This window comes from Prevotella sp. PTAC (genome assembly GCF_013166535.1).
GTDB lineage: Bacteria > Bacteroidota > Bacteroidia > Bacteroidales > Bacteroidaceae > Prevotella.
In genome coordinates, this window is the sequence record NZ_JABKKK010000011.1 from 63,128 (window position 1) to 82,981 (window position 19,854).

The window sequence follows — 19,854 nt, forward strand, 5'->3', positions numbered from 1 at the left end:
ATCCGGAACACCGTATTATTGCAACGGGTATCTTATTGCATTGCGTTTAGATACTGGTTGCATTCCGTTTAGCGTCTAAATGCAATGCAATAAGATACCCGTTATAACGCAACGAGGCTCCCGATGCAGAGCATCGGGAGCCTCTATGACGGACATCACCATACATATAGTGCCCGTCAACGCGGTAAGACACCGGCAATGACGGGCACATCGGTATGTGCGAAAACGGCCGTTCTCCTACGGAAGACAGCCTGCGATTTCAAATTTATCAAATTTCACGGTATAGAAAGATTGCATAAATATGCGTTTCGAACATATACCAACTTTATCACTTCCAATCATTTTGTAATTATTTATCATACTCTTCGTGTTTAAGCCAAATTCGGCCGACAACAAATTTACAACAAAAATCATCGGAAAGCAAGCATCATTACGATACACTTCGCTATACATCAAAAAAAAGAGTCGCGGAAATCATCTACCGCGACTCTTCAATATAATAATATCTGCCATTAAAACCATCAGGTGTTCACGCCCCAACACCATCTATCACCTTGCTGATGTCGGCGAAGATACGGTCGAGGGCACCAAGACCGTCTATGTGATTGTGGAGGTTCTCGCCCTTATACCAGTCTATCAGCGGTGCCGTCTGGTTGTGATACACATCAAGACGCTTCTTTATCGTCTCGGCGTTATCATCGGAACGGCCGCTCTCCATGCCGCGCTTTATCAGTCGGGCCATCAGTTCGTCTTCCGGAACATCAAGCTCTATCATGGCCGCTATGCCGTGCCCGCGCTCATCGAGCATCTTTTTCAGTGCCTCGGCCTGCGGAATGGTACGGGGAAAACCATCGAAGATTATTCCCTTATGGTCTTTGCCGTAGCTGTCGTAAACTTTGGCGAGAATGTCTATCATCAACTCATCGGGAATGAGCTGACCTTTGTCTATAAACGACTTTGCCACCTTTCCCAGCTCCGTCTCGCCCTTGATCTCGGCACGCAGCACGTCGCCGGTAGAGATATGGCCGAAGCCATACTTCCCGATCATCAAGTCACTCTGTGTTCCCTTGCCTGAACCGGGAGCACCGAATATCACTATATTCTTCATTTTATCCTAAAAATTAATACTTCTCTTACCTTGCGGCCAAGCCGTCTTCGTCATTCGGACTTCAGTGTGTAGATGTCGCGCAACTGGCGCCCCTGCTGATCGTAGTCGAGCCCGTAGCCGAGAATAAAGTCGTTCGGTATCTCGAAAGCCACGTACTCGATATCGAGCGGGGTTTTAAGCCGCTCGGGTTTGAGCAGCAACGTGCAGATATGCACCGATTCCGGATTGCGCGTGCCGAGGCTCTCTATCATCCGCTTGATGGTCAGTCCGCTCTCCACTATGTCCTCTACGATTATCACCGTGCGACCTGTAAGGTCTTCATTGATACCGATCACTTCCTTGATGGTACCGGTAGATGTGGTTCCCTGGTACGACGCCAGTTTGACGAAAGAGATCTCACATGGAATGGTTATCTCGCGCATGAGGTCGGCAGCAAACACGAACGAGCCGTTGAGAACGGCGAGCAACAGTGGGTTCTTGCCTGCCATGTCGCGGTTTATGCGCTCCGCCACGGCCTTGACACGCTGTTTTATCTCGGCCTCCGGAATGGAAGTCTCAAACTGTTTATCCTTTATTCTGACAATACTCATAGGTACGTTTTCTTTAATTTTGCGACAAAATTACTAAAAATCCGTCAAAGAATTGTAACTATTACCATTAATTTTGTATTTTTGCACGTATGAAGATTTTTACAAGCGCTCAGATTAGCGAGCTTGACAAGTATACGATAGAGCACGAACCTATAAAACCCCTCGACCTCATGGAGCGGGCGGCGCAGGCACTTACCCGCGCCATTGCCGACTACCGTGACAATACCACTCCGGTGGTGGTGTTCGCAGGCCCGGGAAACAACGGCGGCGATGCCCTCGCCACGGCCCGCCTGCTCGCCGAGAAAGGCTATGAGGTGTCGGTCTATCTGTTTAACATCTCCGGCAGACTGACCGCCGAATGTCTCGAAAACAAAGAGAGGCTCACAGCAGACAGCAAACGGATAAAAAACTTCACGGAGGTAACACAGGAATTCGACCCTCCGCAACTCAAATCGGATACGCTTGTTATCGACGGCCTTTTCGGCTCCGGACTCAACAAACCGCTGGCCGGCGGCTTCGCGTCGTTAGTGAAATACATCAACGCGTCGCCGTGCGCGGTGGCGAGCATAGACGTGCCCTCGGGACTGATGGCCGAGGACAACACATACAACGTGCGGGCAAATATCATCAGGGCAGACATCACACTGACACTGCAACAGCCCAAACTGTCTTTCTTCTTCGCCGAGAACCAGCAGTTTATCGGTCGCCTCAAAGTGCTTGACATACGCATCAGCAGCGAGGGTATGAAGAACATGGAGGCTATGTACACGGTGACGGAAGAGAGCGACGTGCGCAAACGCATGCTCACGAGAAACGAATTCGCCCACAAAGGCAACATGGGCAACGCACTGCTCGTGGCGGGAAGCTACGGAATGGCGGGAGCGGCAGTGCTCGGAGCCAGGGCATGCCTGAGAGCGGGAGCGGGAAAGGTGACGGTGCATTCGCCGAAACACAACAACGACATACTGCAAATAGCCGTGCCTGAGGCTGTGGTGCAACTTGACTCCGACAGCACTGTATTTACAGAGCCGGTAGACACGGAAGACTATAACGCACTCGGCATCGGCCCGGGACTGGGCACAAGCGAGACCACGGCCATAGCACTGATAGCCCAACTGAGGCGCACACAATGCCCGATAGTGGCGGATGCCGACGCGATAAACATCCTATCCAACCGCAGGGCCTGGCTTCAACAACTGCCAAAAGGCATAATAATGACACCGCACCCCAAGGAGTTCGACAGACTGGAGAGCCATTCGTCGGACAGCTATGAGCGCCTGTCGAAAGCATGCTCGCTGGCGGAGAGACTAAGCGCTTTCATAATCATAAAGGGACGATACTCCGCACTGTGCATGCCTGACGGCCACGTGATGTTCAACCCTACGGGCAACGCAGGCATGGCAACAGCCGGCAGCGGCGACGTGCTCACAGGAATAATCACCGCACTGCTCGCAAGAGGATACAAACAGGCCGATGCCTGTATCGTGGGCATGTACCTTCACGGACTTGCGGGAGACATCGCAGCCGAAAAGAAAGGAATGGAAAGCCTCGTGGCCGGCGACATAATAGAGTGTCTGCCGAAGGCTTTCAAGAGATTGAACGACTGATAAAGCAAACGACATACCACCCATAAGGACATGAGAAAGATATTGACGGCCGCATTGCTCGCCATCTGTTGCGGAGCAATGGCCCAGACACCGATAAGCAAATACAAACCGGGAGTGACTCCCGAAGGGGCTGTATACTACCTGCCAAAGACGGCCCTGCGCATCGTCGTGCAGGTGGAAAAGACAACTTATACTCCCGGCGACTTCTGCATATACGCCGACAGGTTTCTCAGATTGAAAGACGTTGAGACAGAAAAGACGGTCGACTATAAGGTGACAACGATAAACATGACATCTGTAGGGGTGGCCGACACATCTAAATGCTATTCCATCAAACTGAACCCGAAAAGTTCGGCGACAAACATAAGACTGGCCGACGACGGCACCCTGACAGCCATCAACGCCGAGCCAACGGCACCAGAGGCGCCGGCGGCATTCGTTCCGGCTCCTAAAAAGGCTCCCGTAAACCCGAGACAGTTCATGAACGAGGACATTCTCGCTGCCGGAAGCACGGCCAAGATGGCACAGCTAACCGCACAGGAAATATACGACATACGCGAGAGCAAAAGCCTGCTGACACGCGGACAAGCCGATTTCATGCCGAAAGACGGAGCACAGATGAAACTGATGCTCGAGCAACTTGACACACAAGACAAGGCTCTGACAAGCCTATTTGCCGGAACGACAGAGAAAGACACCACCGAGCACGTCTTCATCGTATGTCCTGACAAGGAGATAAGCAAAGAGGTTTTGTTCCGCCTTTCACGCAGACTCGGTATCGTCGACAAGGATGATCTGTCTGGAACACCCTATTATATCAGCGTGACAGACCTGCACAGCATACCGGCGGCAGACCCTGTGGAACCTGCCGGAAAAAGAAAACAGCAGGACAACGGCATATTCGTGAACGTTCCCGGAAAGATAAAGGCGACGATTTCGAAAGGAAACCACATGATGGGAAGTTTCGAACTGTATGCCGGACAGTTCGGACACACGGAACTACTGAGCAGCGAACTGTTCAACAAAAGATTCTCCACAAGACTGATCCTCAACCCCACCACAGGCTCGGTGGCCAGGCTCGATGCCGAACAACCAAAGTAAAAGGATTGTGATACATCACAAAAAGGTATCGGTATATCGGACACCGGAGATGACCTCAATACCACACAATCTGTAACATATATCACAAAAGGGGCGTGACCCATGAGCAAGTAAAGCGGACTACGCAAATAACAAACAATGAAAACAAGGCGAACAAACGCAGACAAAATATAAACCACACCGCAAATAAAACACACCCCAAAGAAACAAGACCTATGCCAAGACGGCATCAAGGCTAAAAAAAGTACTTCAAACGGGATTTTGCGATAGTTTGCAAAATCCCGTTTGAAGTACTTACAGCCGTCCGCACCAACACTGCCGGCTATTCTCTTATCTCCCCCTTATGCACAATCATTTTCACAAGCGTACGACTGCCGCCATGCATATCAGACACCCAGAATACCGTGTCGTTCTGCGAATAAATACGCGCGGGCTGTAAAAATTCGTACCCTTTGACGGTCTTAAGCTTTTTCACCCGTTCTTTCCGCCTACCGTCGTATATGTTGACAACGTCATTGTCTCCGGTGACATACATCCGGCCATCACCGAACGCCAATGTCTTTGGCTTAAAATCAAGCGACATCGACAGACTGTCCACGTCTATCGACGCTCCGTCGGCCATATCACCACTCACCAACGACGGATCAAGCACACGTATTTTCCTGCCCTCATAGTCAGTGAGCAGAATATGCCCGGCTGTATCCGGCAACATGCAATGTGCCGCAAAACCGTTATTCCCCGGACTCCCGTTGTTGCCTGCACGGCGATAACGATTTACATTCCGATAGTTTTCCTTCGTCACGTCAGATTCCCTGTAGATACTTATCATCCCGTTTTTGTCTCGGGCAAATATCAGGCTGTCCTTCACGGCAAGCGCCTGGGCCTGAAACACCGGGCCGCTCCATGTGCCGTTGCCTATACAAGTGACATAAGCCATGTCGGGAAGATGAAAGACATGAATGAGCGACTGACGCTCCGCGACATACAAACGGTCACCGGACGGTATGATGGCCTCTATCTGACTGCCGAACGCTTCGGTCTTATTGCCAATCGTCCATGACTTCACCGTGCGCAACAACTTGCCTTTATTGTCATCAAACAGCAGCAGACTATTGCCATCACTTCCCGTGTTGGCTATGAAAACCGTGTCGCCCGAATGAGCCACCGTATAGGGGACAAAGTTCTCGGAAGCGCTCATTCCGAGGCTTTCGGCATCTATCAGCCGTGCCGCCTCGTAAGAGTAATACCAGTGGCTCTCATACCCTCCGTCTTCCGAACCGGGCAACCGGCCGCCGAACTCCACGGTCTCATCATCACCGCATCGCGCCGCCAGCACACCAAGCGCCAACAACAATATATACGAATGTATTTTCATTTTCAACAAAACATATCTTCACATTACATATTTTCATTTCAATTCACCCATCGGAATGGCATACACGCACGGCCCGTCGCTCGTCCTGTCTACCATAAACAGGGTGTTGCGGCGTATGCAAAACTTCTCGGGCGACCGCAAGGTTATATCACCGATGATGGTGTAGTCCCTGATTATGTCGCCAGTCTCAGGGTCCGCCTCGCAGAACTTCTCTTCTCCGTCTGAACTTACGAACATCCTGCCTTCATGGAAATCAAGCGCATACGGCCTGTTCTTATATGCCAGCTGGTTGGCATGCTTAAAAGAGATACCTTCACGCAAGTCAGCCGGTATGAATATGTCTATCCGCCTTGACGGATGAGTGGAGTATATCAAACCCGTGTGCCGATCTACAGCAAGACCGTAAGTGCCTCCCGCCTCACCCATGTTCGGTGAGCGTGTATATATCACCGGGGCTTTTCCTGCCTCCAGAATCCGCTCTTCCACACCCACAAGAGACCTCTTGTCACGTATGAAGACAAGTCCTTTGTCTGCAATCACATCGAAAGCATGAACCGTCTGATAAGCTCCCGTACCCCATTTGCCGTTACCTACATGTGTGAAAAACTTATGATCCGAGGCATTGAAAATCTCGGTCCTACTACCCTCATGGGTCACATATATCTTGCCGTTGGCACGTGTCACGCCGTTCGGCCGGCCTGTGAATGTCTCTGTTATCTCCGTGCCGGCCTCATCTCTCGCCCATTGCCTGATACTGCCGATATGCTTTTTGCGACCCGAAGCGATACTGAATATCTCAACACTGTAATTATTGTCCGCGTCATTCACCACATATACAGTGTCTCCATATACATACACGTCTTTCGGACGGAAAGTGGCGGGCGTGGCAAGAGGCACATCATCATAGTCCAACCTGAACGCCACGGGCTTGCCGTCATCCCCTCCACGGTCTGACATATCGTCATGAAACGGAGACAGTCCGCCGTCGAGAGCATCAAGCTCAGGGTCTTCGATAACATACTGGGAAGGCACATAGATGTCATCGAAATATCTGTTACGGCTCTTCCTGGTGTGCATGAAACGCCGCGAGTATACCGGAAGCTCCTTGCTCAACGACAGATCCACATACATATTGTGGCACAACGTTATCCATCCGGGACCCGTCTGCTCGTATGTCATGTTACCGTCGTGTCCATATCCCAGGCAATGCGCGAACTCGTGGAATATAGTCTCGGTGATACTCTTGTCGTCGGCATAGTGTTCGAGATAGCACACTTCATGCATACCGAAAGTCGTCCCGCCGCCAAGCCCCATCACTCCGGTAGTGTATCCGAACACGAGTCCGCGGTGATTGAGCACATTCCTCAGCAGAGCGTCCTTGTCTATCTCTTTCCTGTCACCGTTACTGTGCAGCGGCCCGAACTCGCGCAGAGCTTTCTCAAACTTATCAGATGAGAACATATAGCTCATATTCAACGCTATAGCCACCGCCTCACGAGTATGCGACGCTTTCATCTTGTATCGCCATGACGGCTGAGTGTCACTGTATCTGCCGAAGGCGATGCGCCACTTGCAGCGTATTGATTGCAGACGCTTCCAGTAGGGGTCGTCACTCTCTATCGAAAAAGATATGTTCTCTCTTGTCAGATACGGGTTTGCCATGATGCGTATTTTCTTTCCCGAGCGGGTATACGCAGTGAGGTTCTTCACGGCAAAGGGTATACGGACCGTAAGCTGCTGGAAAGGCATCACCTTACTGATATCCATCATCCTGAACTCCTCATCATACCCGTCTATCTTTGCCCATACCGTCACGTTACGGAGTGCCCTGGGACTGTAAAAACGAAGCCTCAAGTCATGGTCGTCGCCCATCTCTATCTGCAACGGCTCGCTGACATTGAAACTCCGCTGTCCGGAATCAAAGTATACATCCGGCGATTCGTCGTCGTTCAGCATGTAATATGTATTGTCCGTATTGTAATCTGCCTCGGTAATCACGAGTGGAAGTTCTTGGTTGAAGAAATCCCCGTTCACGTAACAGATAGTCTCGTCATCCTGGCAACCGACCGTCAGAAACACGCAAAACAAAGCCAACAGGCCGGTGTAGAAATTCCTTTTCATCGTCTGTCTGTATATCATAATAGTGTTGTTTAAACGCAATATCACCCGCAAAATTAGTCACTTTCTTCGAGGTGACCAAACAAAGGATTTTCTTTTTATAATATCAGCCCTAATATACAAAAAGCAGGATAAAATCGTCGCAAGTTGCCATAATATCAACAGTCGGCAAACTCCGCGATGCAGACATGCCAGAAACCAAGGGACAGCAGTCCCCATCTCACATAAATCCCGACAAATAATGGGCCAGTCCTAAAAAACCTGTGGGCATGTTATGTTAATTGACAAATAATTTCCGTTGAGCCGAAAGATGCCAGCCCAGAAAATCCGCTGAGCCGAAAATTCCGTAACAGACAATAAAAGAATATCCTCAAAGCATTCGCTCTGAGGATATAACTTTCGTCATGTTTGTATCAGTTGTATTTCTGAGCGGTGCGTACGGGACTCGAACCCGTGACCCCATGCGTGACAGGCATGTATTCTAACCAACTGAACTAACGCACCAGTCTTTCTTTGTTTGCGGGTGCAAAGGTATATCTTTTTTTTCATTCCACCAAACTTTTTGGCAATAAATTGAAGAATATTTTCAAACAAATACAAAACCGAGGTGCAAATCGTCAACAAACATTTGCATTTAAATACATTTTAAAACCAAAATCAACCGAATATAGATTGTTTTGCATCAAATTACAATTTAAAACATACATATTTTTATATTTCATTTGTGCCAATTGAAAAAAATGATTAATTTTGCATGGTTGCAGTCATCGGATAGCATACGACACGAGTATAGCAAACTCACACATGAGAAGTATTAATACATTATTATATCATCATCATGACAAAAATAAAAATCATATTCCTGTTGGTTCTCGCATGCCTTGCAGCGGAAATCAAAGCCCAACTGCCGGCAGTGACGCTGAAAGACATTACCGGAAAGACCGTCAATACAGACACGCTGTCTAATGGCGGCAAGCCGTTTATCATCTCGTTTTTCGCCACTTGGTGCAAGCCTTGCAACCGTGAGCTTACAGCTATCAGCGAGGTTTATGACGAATGGCAGGAAGAGACAGGAGTGAAAGTAATCGCAGTGAGCATAGACCAGGCACAGAATATCAACAAAGTAAAACCACTTGTTGACAGCAACGGATGGGAATACGAGGTGCTGCTCGACCCTAACAGCGACTTCAAGCGCGCCCTCGGCATACAGATGATTCCCTACGTGCTCATAGTGGACGGCAAGGGGAATATCGTATACAAGCACAACGGATATACCGAAGGAGCCGAGGCGGAACTGATAGAGAAAGTACGCGGACTGATAAAATAAACATTTAAAGTACATTTTCGTGTTCAACCATAAAACAAACATACTGCCTGCACTGCTCGCCTTAATGGCGGCAGGCACAGCGACAGCCCAGACCGAGGACGAGAAAGAACCTGCCGTGCGACTGAACGGAAGCATACAGAGCGACGTGCTGATACCGCAGAGCGACAGCAAGATAGGAACGGAGGATTACAGCGAATGGGGACTGACAAACACATTTGCGGAACTTAACCTGACGAGCAAATATGTGGATGCCGGCGCACGACTCGAATATCTGGAGCACCCGCTGCCGGGTTTCGAACCGGACTACAAAGGTTGGGGCGTGCCATACATCTACGTAAAAGGACACTACAAGAACGTGGAGCTGACACTCGGAAACTATTACGAGCAGTTCGGCTCGGGATTTATTCTCCGCACATACGAGGAACGCAGCCTCGGAATAGACAACTCGCTGCTCGGCGGACGCATAACATACAAGCCTTTCAAGGGCGTGACGGTGAAAGCGCTCACAGGTAAGCAGCGCAGATACTGGGACTTGAACGATTCATGGATCACCGGAGGCGACGTGGAACTTAACATCGACCAATGGTCTGAGACGATGCAGCGCAACGGCACTTACCTGACATTCGGCGCGTCGTTCGTGAACAAGCACGAGAAACAGGAAGAACTGATGGTCGACCCGACGCACAAACTCAACTTCCCGACCAACGTGAACGCCTACGACCTGCGCCTGCGCCTGCAAAAAGGCGGATGGAACGTGCTGGCCGAGTATGCGCAGAAGACCCAAGACCCGTCTATCGACAACGATTACATATATAGAAAAGGCTATGTCGCGATGCTGTCGGCAAGCTACTCCAAACGTGGTATGAGCCTGTTGGTGCAGGCCAAGCGCAGCGACAACATGTCATTCCGCAGCAGGCGCACGCTGCCTTCGGCGGCGGAGAACTCATCGTTCCTGAACCACCTTCCGGCATTCACCATGGAACACACATACGCATTGGCCGCGCACTACCCGTATGCAACCAATCCTGACGGAGAATGGGCATATCAGGCTGAATTAGGCTATACATTCAAAAAAAACACGGCACTGGGCGGAAAGTATGGCACGAAAGTGAAACTGAACTTCTCGCACGTACACTCTATCGAGCAGTCGCCACGCACGCTCAACGGCATGGTAGAGGGAAGCGACGGCTATGCGTCGAGATTCTGGAAATGGGGAGACAGCAAATACTATCAGGACATCAACGTGCAGATTGAGAAAAAGGTGAGCAGAGATTTCAAACTGAACCTCATGTACATGAACCAGTACTATAATCAGGCAGCGATAGAAGGTCACGGAGACATGATTCACAGCAATATCTTCGTGGCGGAAGGCAAATACAGGATTAACAACAAGCTCACGCTCAGAGGCGAGGCACAATATCTCACCACGGGAGAAGACGAGGGCGACTGGGCTTTCGGACTCCTCGAGCTGTCAGTCCTGCCGCACTGGATGTTCACTGTGTCAGACGAATATAATGTTGGCAAGACCGACCTGCACTATTACAACGCATACGTCACATGGACCCGGGGCGCCCATCGCCTGCAACTCGGCTACGTAAGAAACCGCTCCGGATTCAACTGCTCGGGCGGAGTGTGCCGCTGGATTCCCGCAAGCAAGGGTGTCACGCTTTCATACAACTATAACTTCTGATAATAACAACAGGCATTCATGAAAATAAAGACATTATTATATACAACCGCGGCAGGATTGCTGACACTCGCCTCATGCGACACGGTTAGCGAGAACGACCGCTATATATACGTGGAAGAGGCCGAAGTGCAACGCTGCGTACTGCTTGAAGACTTCACGGGACAGCAATGTCCAAACTGTCCGAATGCGGCAGTGGAAACCAACAAACTGCAAGAGAGCTATCCGAACAGCGTCATTGCCGTGGCGATACATGGCGGACCGCTGTCTCCAAACACTCCCGTCAGTCTTAAATCGCACGTCGGAGACCTGTATTACAGTGCGGCCGGACAGCCCAACCTGCCGGCCGGACAAATCGACAGGCTCGGCGGAACGAGCGTACCCGAGCAGTGGATGGGTAACGTGCACACGGCCATACAGCGGAAAGCGGCCGTGGCACTAAGCATAGAGAACGATTACGACGCAGACGGCAACAAGGCCGCAATCAAGATAAAGGCTTACGGCATGAACGCGGCAAGCGGCAAATTGCAGGTATGGCTCGTGGAAGACAGCATAAAAGCGATACAGGCCATGCCCGACGGAAGCTCCAACAGAGAGTACATTCACAATCATGTGCTCCGTGCGGCGGTAAACGGTACGTGGGGAGAAGACATCTCGATTGCGAAAGGTTCGGAAAAGACTGTCACATACACGGCCGACCTGAATCCCAAGACATACATGCCGAACACGAGACAGACATGGAATGTCGCAAACATGCATGTAGTGGCATTCGTATATAACGACAACGGAGTACAGGGTGTCACCAAAGCGGCATTGATATCAAATGCCGAAAACAGTCATTGAAAGAGACACAGACAACGAACAATCAGAATAAAGAAGAGTATATGGAAAGAATCAAAAGCCTATTGGTTTCCGCCCTGCTGGCCATGGTATCGGCAAACGTATCCGCACAAGCAGACGGCACATTTCAGTTTATAGACAAAGATGGCAACACCGTTGCCGACGGAAGTACATGCACCTTTAATGCCTACTACGATGAAGACTGGGGAATGGTAATGGCCCACATAGACCTGTCAGCCAAGAACACGACATCCGAGGAAGCATTCGTCTCGGCTCAGGTTGTGACAGAAAAACTTCCGAACGGCACATTTCAATTCTGCTTTCCGAATACATGCCCTCCCAATGTTCCGGCAAATTACATAACGGATACAGGTTCGATGGTAGCCGGAGAAGTTAAAAACCTGCTATCCGAATGGAAGCCCGACGAAGGCAAATACGGCACGGCGACATTCACCATACAGCTACGCACCATGGCAGGAAACACCAATACCGTGAAGGCTTACGGCCCGAAGATTACCGTCAACTGCGTATATGCCGACCCGACAGGCATCGACGAAGTACTTACCGACAACGGCGACACCACCATCAACGTGTATGACGCATCGGGAAAGACGGTGATGACGAATCGCCCTGCAAGCGCTTTGATGTCACTGGGCAAAGGTCTGTACATCTGTGAGACCATGAAAGACGGCAAACGGGTAGCTGTCAGAAAGATTGTCAAATAACAATGGCAGCATCATCACCAATAACCGATAATAGCGAACGGCTGTATTAAAACCAACCGGGAAAGCCCCAGAAAGTCTGACAAAGGAAACTATAGTATTCATAATAATAAAATCAAGCGCATGAAAAGATTTTTACTTCCGTTGATAGCCTTGATGCTGTCCGTAAGCATCACAAACGCCCAAAGCGGTGTCAAGCTCAACACTAAGAAAGCCCCAATAGGCACATTGCAGAAAAACGGCAACGCCATGCCTGCCGTTCCTGGCATGAACAAACAGAAAGCAGCCACGGCTCCGGCAAAAATCCAACTGGCGGAAAACCAGAAAATAATGGGTCCATACACCACCGACGAGTTGGGACAATATGGCATGGGACTGACGAACAAACCCGGCAATCTTCCGATAGCCGCAATTTTAGATGCCAGCAACATCAAAAAATTCAATGGTGGCAAAGTTACCGCCATACGCTTCGGACTCTGCCAGACCGCCAAAGTAAACAAGGTTTTCATTAAAGCTGTTAAAAACGGAAATTTCGAAGACCTTTTTGAGCAGGAATTCACAGGCAACACTGTCGTTGGCTGGAACACGGTGACTATCGAGAATCCATACACTCTCGACCTCAACGGAGTAGATGCCCTGCTGCTTGGCTTTGAGTATGTGCAGGCAAGACAAGGCAATATCTATCCATTATCTTTCGCAGGTAAGGAGACAGCTACAGCGGCATACACGGATTTTGGCGAAGGTTTAGACTGGTATACCATCGGCGGTGCGGGAGGCAGCCTCTCTGTACAGGCAATAGTCGAAAAAGAATATCCCGCCGCCGACATAGTGGTAAACGATGTATACTCCATGGAATTCGTTAAACCCGGCGACAAGATACAATACGGTTTCTCTTATTACAATGACGGAACAGCTCCCATATCGGTTTACTCGTTCGGTATCGCAATCGACGGAAATGAAGTTGCCGTCATAGAAGCGCCGACAAAAGACCTCACCACTACCGCAAAGAATTATAGCGGTATGCTTGAAGCCCAGAACCTGCCCGTAGGCTACCACACACTATCGGTATATGTGAAACAGATGAATAACGAGACTCCCGCTGACGCCAGCAACAGCGATACCAAACTCGGCGTGTACACAGAGAGCCTGCAACGCCAGAAGCATCTGCTCGAACACTTCACGTCACAGTATTGCGCATACTGCCCGGCCGGAATCAATCTGTTGGAGTATCTCAACAAACAACGTGACGACCTCGCATGGGTATCGCTTCACGGCAACATGAACGGCGGTGTCGACATGTTCACGATACCCGAAGGTACGGATATAATGGGCCTTATGACCGGTGGTTTCCCCTCAGCGGCATTCGACAGATTCCCGTTGGGAGACGGAGACATAGCCATAGGAATAGGCGTTCAAGACGCATACATACCTACTTACGCAAATGAAATAAGCAGAACACTCGACCAAATCGGCCAGCAATATCCGGTATTCGCCACCGTAGACATCACGGCAAAGGTCAACGAGACGACAGGCAACCTCGACATCAAAGTATCGGGAGAGACGACAAAAGAGTTTGCCGCACTGATGGGCAACGAGGCTGCCATCACGGTATATGTCACGGAAGACAGCATAGTGGCACGCCAGCTCAACAACGGTATCTGGAAAAGCAAGTATACACACAACAGCGTGCTCCGCAAAGTCGTGACAGACGCTTACGGCACCAAGCTGAATGTAGAGGGGAACAAATACGAGAACAACTATAACGTAACATTACCTGACGGTTGGAACAAGAAAAACCTCAACGCAGTGGCATTCATCGGCAACGCCATAACGGATGAGAACCTTGCAAACGGAAACATCTGGGTGACAAATGCCAACTGTGTGAAAGCAGACTACTCCACCACAGGAATATCCACTCCGACCGCTTCGGCCGAGAACCGCCCTGTAGAGTATTACACTCTTGACGGAATACGCATCGAGACTCCCGCCAAAGGCCTTAACATCGTCAAACTGAGCAACGGTGAGGTACGCAAGGTAATGATAAAGTGACAAGACAGCCGTAAGGCAGAATAACACCAAAAGTTCCGCTATCCGATGATAGCGGAACTTTTTTATTTACCATCCTCCGGCACCACAGAATACATGATATGCCCACACCGCCCACGAAAGAATGCTTTTCATTCCCGATGTGTTCAGACATATCTTCATGACAAGCGGCCGGTAATATATGTACAGAGTTCCATTTACTCACATTACGCACCGCAAGCCTCCCAAAACACCAAATACAATACTGCACAAACGCACAAAAAAATGCGGGACACCGTTCAATATGAACCGCATCCCGCAGTGTTTTATCTTATCTATAAGATTAGTCGAGCACAGCCAACTTGTTGTCCGAGCCGAGCACATCTGTAATCTTGTGCTTGTACATCTCCTCCATAAGGTCGCGTGCCGGACCGCAATACTTGCGGGGGTCGAACTCACCCGGTTTCTCTGCCAGAGTCTTGCGAACGGCAGCCGTGAAAGCGAGACGTGAATCAGAGTCGATATTAATCTTGCATACCGCACTTGCCGATGCCTTGCGCAACTGCTCCTCCGGTATACCAACCGCATCGGGCAACTTGCCGCCATACTGATTTATCATATCAACATACTCCTGAGGCACTGACGAAGAACCGTGGAGCACGATTGGGAATCCGGGGAGCTTCTTCATTATCTCATCGAGAATATCGAAAGCGAGTGGCGGCGGCACGAGCTTACCGGTCTTCGGGTCGCGTGTGCACTGCTCGGGAGTGAACTTGTAAGCACCGTGGGAAGTACCGATTGAGATGGCCAGAGAGTCTACTCCAGTCTTTGTGACAAAGTCGATAACCTCCTCGGGCTTTGTATAATGAGACTCAGCGGCAACCACCTCGTCCTCAACACCGGCCAAAACGCCAAGCTCACCTTCTACCGTCACATCGTGTGCATGAGCATACTCCACAACCTTCTTCGTCAAAGCGACGTTATCATCGTAAGAAAGTGCCGAGCCATCAATCATCACGGAAGAGAAGCCCATGTCAACACAGTTCTTGCACAGTTCGAAACTGTCGCCGTGATCAAGATGAAGCACAACCTCTGGAGCCTTGCAGCCCAGTTCCTTGGCATACTCTACAGCACCCTGTGCCATGTACTGCAAGAGTGTCTGGTTGGCGTAGTTGCGCGCGCCTTTTGACACTTGAAGTATAACCGGAGACTTCAACTCTGATGAAGCCTTTATTATTGCCTGCAACTGCTCCATGTTGTTGAAGTTGAACGCAGGAACGGCATAACCGCCGTCGATGGCTCTTTTGAACATTTCTTTGGTGTTCACGAGACCAAGTGATTTGTAACTTGCCATAATTCTGTATGTTTTTATTAAGTAAGAATTTACATCTAAACGCTCACAAAGTTAGCATTTTAAATCGGCAACACAAAGTATTGAAGTCTATTTTAAAACCCTTTAAAGCCCATTTTATAGCCATATCGGCCCATGGCACCGGCATAAAGATACGTTTTGCGAAACAGGCATTGCAATTTCCGAGCATTGAAGAGAGGGGTGCCGTGAACTAAACGGCCGTCCCCACCCGGTCATACACCCTCTCCGGTCAACTGTTACGTATCATATTCCGCAACAGCCACGTGGCATTCTGATTACGGGCCACGCCGGGCGTTATCTTATACGTATAGGTCACGTTGTCGGACAGTTCTATCTCAAAGCACAGGTTGTGAAAACGTCCGGACAGACTGCCGGCCATTTTCGACAGTTCGAGATCGTGCGTGGCAATTATTCCCGTGACGGGCAGTTCGGATATGGCATCAAGAAACATCCGCGAGCCGTTCAACTTATCGAGCGAGTTTGTACCTTTCAGTATCTCGTCGAGTATTATCAGCGTGCGCGGGGAGCGGCGGCATGCCTCCATGAGCTGCCCGAGCCTCAACAGCTCGGCATTGAAATAGCTTATTCCCCGCGACAGGTTATCACTCGTGCGCATACTCGAAAAAAGCGAGAAAAGCGATACCCTAAGGCCGGCCGCAAACACAGGCATGCCGTTTACCGCCAACAGATAATTGACCCCGAGCGACCGCAGGAACGTGCTCTTGCCCGCCATGTTGGCTCCCGTGACTATATAATAATGATTGTCCTCTATGCGTAAATCGTTCGGCACGGCCGAAGCGCCGAGAAACGGATGATAAATTCCACGTGCGTCATAGACAACACCGTCGGTATCCGCAATTTCCGCACGGCCGGCCGACGGCTCATTATATCTGAACGTAGCCATAGACACAAGGGCGTCGAGCACGCTCACACTGTCTATCCACCGCTCCATGTCAGCGGCATGCATCCCCTGCCATCGGCAGAAGCGGCGCACGAGGAAAAAGTCGCTAAGCAAGAAGGTGTCGAAAACGATCAGGCCGAGCACGTTTCCACGGCGGTCGAGCCCGTCGAGAATACGCCTCAGTTCATCGAAAGATGTCAGGGCATAGGCTGCTGCCTCACCCCCGGATGACATTCCGAGACACGGATCGTCGACTGTACACAGCTCCGTCGTGGCAGCCAGCCTCACCAGCTCCGTGTATGCCTTCATCTGTCTGCACAGACTGTTCACTGCCTTGCTCATCTGCCGCAAAGGGCCCGAGCACAGCATCAGCACACCGAAAAACATGAGCGTGCCCCACATCACCGGCACTCCCGAAGGCATGTCCGTAAACACGGCAAGCGCTATCAGCAACGCGAACACTACGATAAGCGCTACCGCTACCGCACGGGCAACAGTCGAAGAGGCAAACGACGGCAAGGGCAGACTGCCGGCAGTGCCGAGCGCGGTTTTTACTGCCCGAGTATCTATCGGGCCATATCGGCGCATAGCCATGAACCCGGCACGCAAACCCTCCATCTCCGCCAGACGCTCCACCGCATCGGCACGGCGGTCGATAAGCGCCTTGCCGCTTTCCGGACCGAACGCTTTCATTTCGAGACAGCGGGCAAGAATATCCGCCCCACCCTGTGTCACGGTGCGGTTTATCCGCTGATAGAGCGACGAGCGGCCGAAAATATCCATATCGAAAGTAAACTCATGGCAAGGATCAACATACCTTTCGCCTGCGTCGAAACGGTCGAAACGACCGTCGAGATAGTCAAGCTCGCCTTCATATACGCTCCGCAGGGCCGTGAGCCTCTCCACCCTTTCGGCATTGCTCACGTCGACACGCCGGAATGCCACATAGCCAATCAGCATGGCTGCCGTTCCGACAAGCCAAAAATACGAGCCATGAACCGTATATGCCGCCACAAAACCTATGGCTGCGGCAAAGGCAACCAACTCGGAAGCCACCAGGATGCGCCCGGCACGCTTTAATCCGGATATGCCGCCCGACAACTCCTTCACCCGGCCGGAATAGTACTCTCTCAATTCTTTAACGTCTTTCATTCCCGGTTCTCCCAATATCATTTGCGCTGCGTGGCAATCCTAAGCGTCTCGCTCTCCGCCGTCAACATGCGGCCTTCATGCTCCACACCTGCCATTATCACGATGTCTCCGTCTTTCAGTTTGCGCCCTCCGAGCACCGTAGCCGTATATCGCACCCCCATTCCCGGGGCAATGCTTTCCACAAGTATGCCCGGTGATATGGATATGTGTTTGTTTGCGGTAGTGTCCGTCACTACCGGCCGTATGTTCGTTATTGTCTCGGGCGAGTTGTTCATTATCTCAAAAACCACCTTACCTCTCTCTCCGGCACGCAACACCCCGTCGCCGTCGGCATCAGCAAATTCCACCTTGCGCACCTCTATGGCCGGACGGAACCCCATACTGCCATGCGCGGCATTACGTCCCGCACCACTTGCCATACGCTCCAGTTGCCTGAGCGACACCTCGCCGCCGGCATTGGCACCCGTCGCGGACGCTTCATCGGCCGAATAGCCGCCCTGTATTCCTCCATCAGGCTCGAACACTATACGGTCATCGCCGCTGTTTGTCGGGTCAAACCCGCTCTCGTCCCGCCCAACAGTTTCTTGTGCCCCGCCATCATACCGCTCCCGCTGTGTGTCATACCGCCGTGTGTCATCTTCACAGCCGCCGGTCTCATTACCGCCGGTATGCCGTGTGCGCTCGGCACGCCCCCTGCGGTGCGCCTCATATTTCGCACGGCCGGCCTTCTCATTGGCAGAGCCTATGGCCGCTCCGGCCACCGCACCGCCGGCCATGCCCACAACCGTCCCGATATCACTGCCCCGCCAGCCACCTCCGATTCCGCCGATGGCCGAACCGAGAATGGCGCCGAACTGGGCGCCCACGTATGCACCGTCGCCCGTGGTCTTGCAACCACCGGCGAGCAATGCGCCGCACAATAAGTATATCAAACCTTTTTTCATGATTATAATTGGTTTTGCGTTTACGACTGAATATATCCCGAGCGTATACTTCAACGCTCAAATAACCGCCATGAGACACGTCAGGATCTGAACATGACGACACTCATCCCCCATGCCGGAACATTCTTGCCACGAACTGTAATATCAGTATTCCACCACACCACCCGGAACAGATTTTCGACATATAAGTGCCTCGTTTCTGCAAAGATACGGATTTATATGGAATATAACAATATGAATATCCATAATTGTTGATAGGGATATCAATAATATATAATACCCGCCACAAAAAAAAGAAACAGGATAAAATGTCCAACCTGCCTAAAATGACAACACCAAAAGAACGAGCGGCAATCACTACATACACACTGACAGAAACAGACACCACTCCGCGACGGAAAACTATATGCGAAAGCACAATAAAAAAACAGACTTATGTAATAATAATGTCACGAAAAAACGCTTGTGTTTTTTAGCGAACCAGCTCGGAAAAAACCATTTAAATAGCCTTAATATAACGTCGCGCACCTGTCTGTAAATCATTTTTGACATTTCACTCCGCAATAAGGCACTCGTTGGAAGCCGTTTGGCCGCATATCACCTTCCAACGGAATACCCGTCGCAATGCAACGGGACGCTAAACGCAGCCCAATAAGCCGCCCGTTGCAGACAAAAAAAATCCCGACTTTTCACAAATCCGTATATTATACTGTCTGTCAACAAGTTAGCGAAAACGCCCATAACCCGCGTATTTGCGGCCACAAGATCTTAATTTTAAAATAATCGAAATATAAGAGGCGTTTTGTCATAATATTTCACGCCTTAGCACTGCTTAGCACCTACGGAACAATCATAGCACGGTCACCGTTTTTTTGATAACATGTCACAATATGTATTCCGTTAAGCCGAATACATACAAGCCGGCATTAGAAAAACAAAAAGCCCACCGTCAAGGTCGATGGGCGAACCTAATGTTTTCACAACG

Annotated in this window: 14 protein-coding genes and 1 tRNA gene; 7 read left to right on the plus strand and 8 right to left on the minus strand. The window is 50.4% G+C overall.

Translation table 11 applies throughout. The features are described 5' to 3' along the window. Nucleotides 1–529 precede the first annotated feature (529 nt). The gene (locus tag HPS53_RS09565; RefSeq protein WP_104368628.1) at nt 530–1,108 is read right to left on the minus strand and encodes an adenylate kinase; all 579 of its coding nucleotides are present in this window, start codon (nt 1,106–1,108) and stop codon (nt 530–532) included. Between the two features lie 50 nt (nt 1,109–1,158). Then, a complete protein-coding gene (gene hpt / locus HPS53_RS09570) occupies nt 1,159–1,698 on the minus strand; it encodes a hypoxanthine phosphoribosyltransferase (RefSeq protein ID WP_172205900.1) in 540 nt (179 codons plus the stop codon). 89 nt (nt 1,699–1,787) lie between these two features. Between hpt and HPS53_RS09575 the strand changes: the two genes are divergently transcribed. Together HPS53_RS09575 and HPS53_RS09580 are read left to right on the plus strand one after the other, a co-directional pair. Continuing rightward, nucleotides 1,788–3,305: an NAD(P)H-hydrate dehydratase gene (locus HPS53_RS09575; RefSeq protein ID WP_172205902.1), complete on the plus strand. Its 1,518-nt coding sequence runs from the start codon at nt 1,788–1,790 to the stop codon at nt 3,303–3,305. Between the two features lie 30 nt (nt 3,306–3,335). Then, entirely contained in the window at nt 3,336–4,406 is a 1,071-nt protein-coding gene (locus HPS53_RS09580) for a DUF4831 family protein (protein ID WP_172205904.1), read from the plus strand. A gap of 322 nt (nt 4,407–4,728) precedes the next feature. On the opposite strand, the gene HPS53_RS09585 is transcribed toward HPS53_RS09580, so the two are convergent. The 3 genes from HPS53_RS09585 to HPS53_RS09595 all read right to left on the minus strand — a co-directional run bounded on the left by HPS53_RS09585 (nt 4,729) and on the right by HPS53_RS09595 (nt 8,403). Then, the gene (locus tag HPS53_RS09585) at nt 4,729–5,781 is read right to left on the minus strand and encodes a quinoprotein amine dehydrogenase (protein ID WP_172205906.1); all 1,053 of its coding nucleotides are present in this window, start codon (nt 5,779–5,781) and stop codon (nt 4,729–4,731) included. 33 nt (nt 5,782–5,814) lie between these two features. Beyond that, nucleotides 5,815–7,920: a hypothetical protein gene (locus HPS53_RS09590; protein WP_253942870.1), complete on the minus strand. Its 2,106-nt coding sequence runs from the start codon at nt 7,918–7,920 to the stop codon at nt 5,815–5,817. Nucleotides 7,921–8,329: 409 nt separating this feature from the next. Then, a tRNA-Asp gene (locus HPS53_RS09595) sits at nt 8,330–8,403 on the minus strand. A gap of 334 nt (nt 8,404–8,737) precedes the next feature. On the opposite strand from HPS53_RS09595, the gene HPS53_RS09600 reads away from it, so the two are divergent. From HPS53_RS09600 to HPS53_RS09620, 5 genes are all read left to right on the plus strand, one after another. Then, nucleotides 8,738–9,226, plus strand: a complete 489-nt coding sequence (locus tag HPS53_RS09600) for a TlpA disulfide reductase family protein (RefSeq protein WP_104370276.1) — start codon at nt 8,738–8,740, stop codon at nt 9,224–9,226. Nucleotides 9,227–9,290: 64 nt separating this feature from the next. Further along, on the plus strand, nt 9,291–10,916 hold the full coding sequence (locus tag HPS53_RS09605) for a DUF6029 family protein (RefSeq protein ID WP_104370291.1): 1,626 nt from the start codon (nt 9,291–9,293) through the stop codon (nt 10,914–10,916). An 18-nt stretch (nt 10,917–10,934) separates the two neighbouring features. Continuing rightward, the gene (locus tag HPS53_RS09610) at nt 10,935–11,756 is read left to right on the plus strand and encodes an Omp28 family outer membrane lipoprotein (protein WP_172205908.1); all 822 of its coding nucleotides are present in this window, start codon (nt 10,935–10,937) and stop codon (nt 11,754–11,756) included. A 41-nt stretch (nt 11,757–11,797) separates the two neighbouring features. Then, a complete protein-coding gene (locus tag HPS53_RS09615; RefSeq protein ID WP_172205910.1) occupies nt 11,798–12,478 on the plus strand; it encodes a T9SS type A sorting domain-containing protein in 681 nt (226 codons plus the stop codon). Nucleotides 12,479–12,598: 120 nt separating this feature from the next. After that, nucleotides 12,599–14,524 (plus strand): Omp28-related outer membrane protein, encoded by a 1,926-nt coding sequence (locus HPS53_RS09620; RefSeq protein WP_172205912.1) that lies wholly within the window; start codon nt 12,599–12,601, stop codon nt 14,522–14,524. Between the two features lie 319 nt (nt 14,525–14,843). Here the strand turns inward: HPS53_RS09620 and HPS53_RS09625 are convergent, their stop codons facing one another. The 3 genes from HPS53_RS09625 to HPS53_RS09635 form a co-directional block, all read right to left on the minus strand. Beyond that, nucleotides 14,844–15,854 carry a class II fructose-bisphosphate aldolase gene (locus HPS53_RS09625; protein ID WP_104370280.1) on the minus strand — a complete coding sequence of 337 codons (1,011 nt, stop codon included), beginning with the start codon at nt 15,852–15,854 and terminating at the stop codon, nt 14,844–14,846. 247 nt (nt 15,855–16,101) lie between these two features. Then, entirely contained in the window at nt 16,102–17,946 is a 1,845-nt protein-coding gene (locus HPS53_RS09630; protein WP_253942871.1) for a DNA mismatch repair protein MutS, read from the minus strand. Beyond that, nucleotides 17,943–18,869, minus strand: a complete 927-nt coding sequence (locus HPS53_RS09635) for a hypothetical protein (RefSeq protein ID WP_172205914.1) — start codon at nt 18,867–18,869, stop codon at nt 17,943–17,945. The genes HPS53_RS09630 and HPS53_RS09635 overlap by 4 nt, the downstream gene beginning before the upstream one ends. Nucleotides 18,870–19,854: the final 985 nt, after the last annotated feature.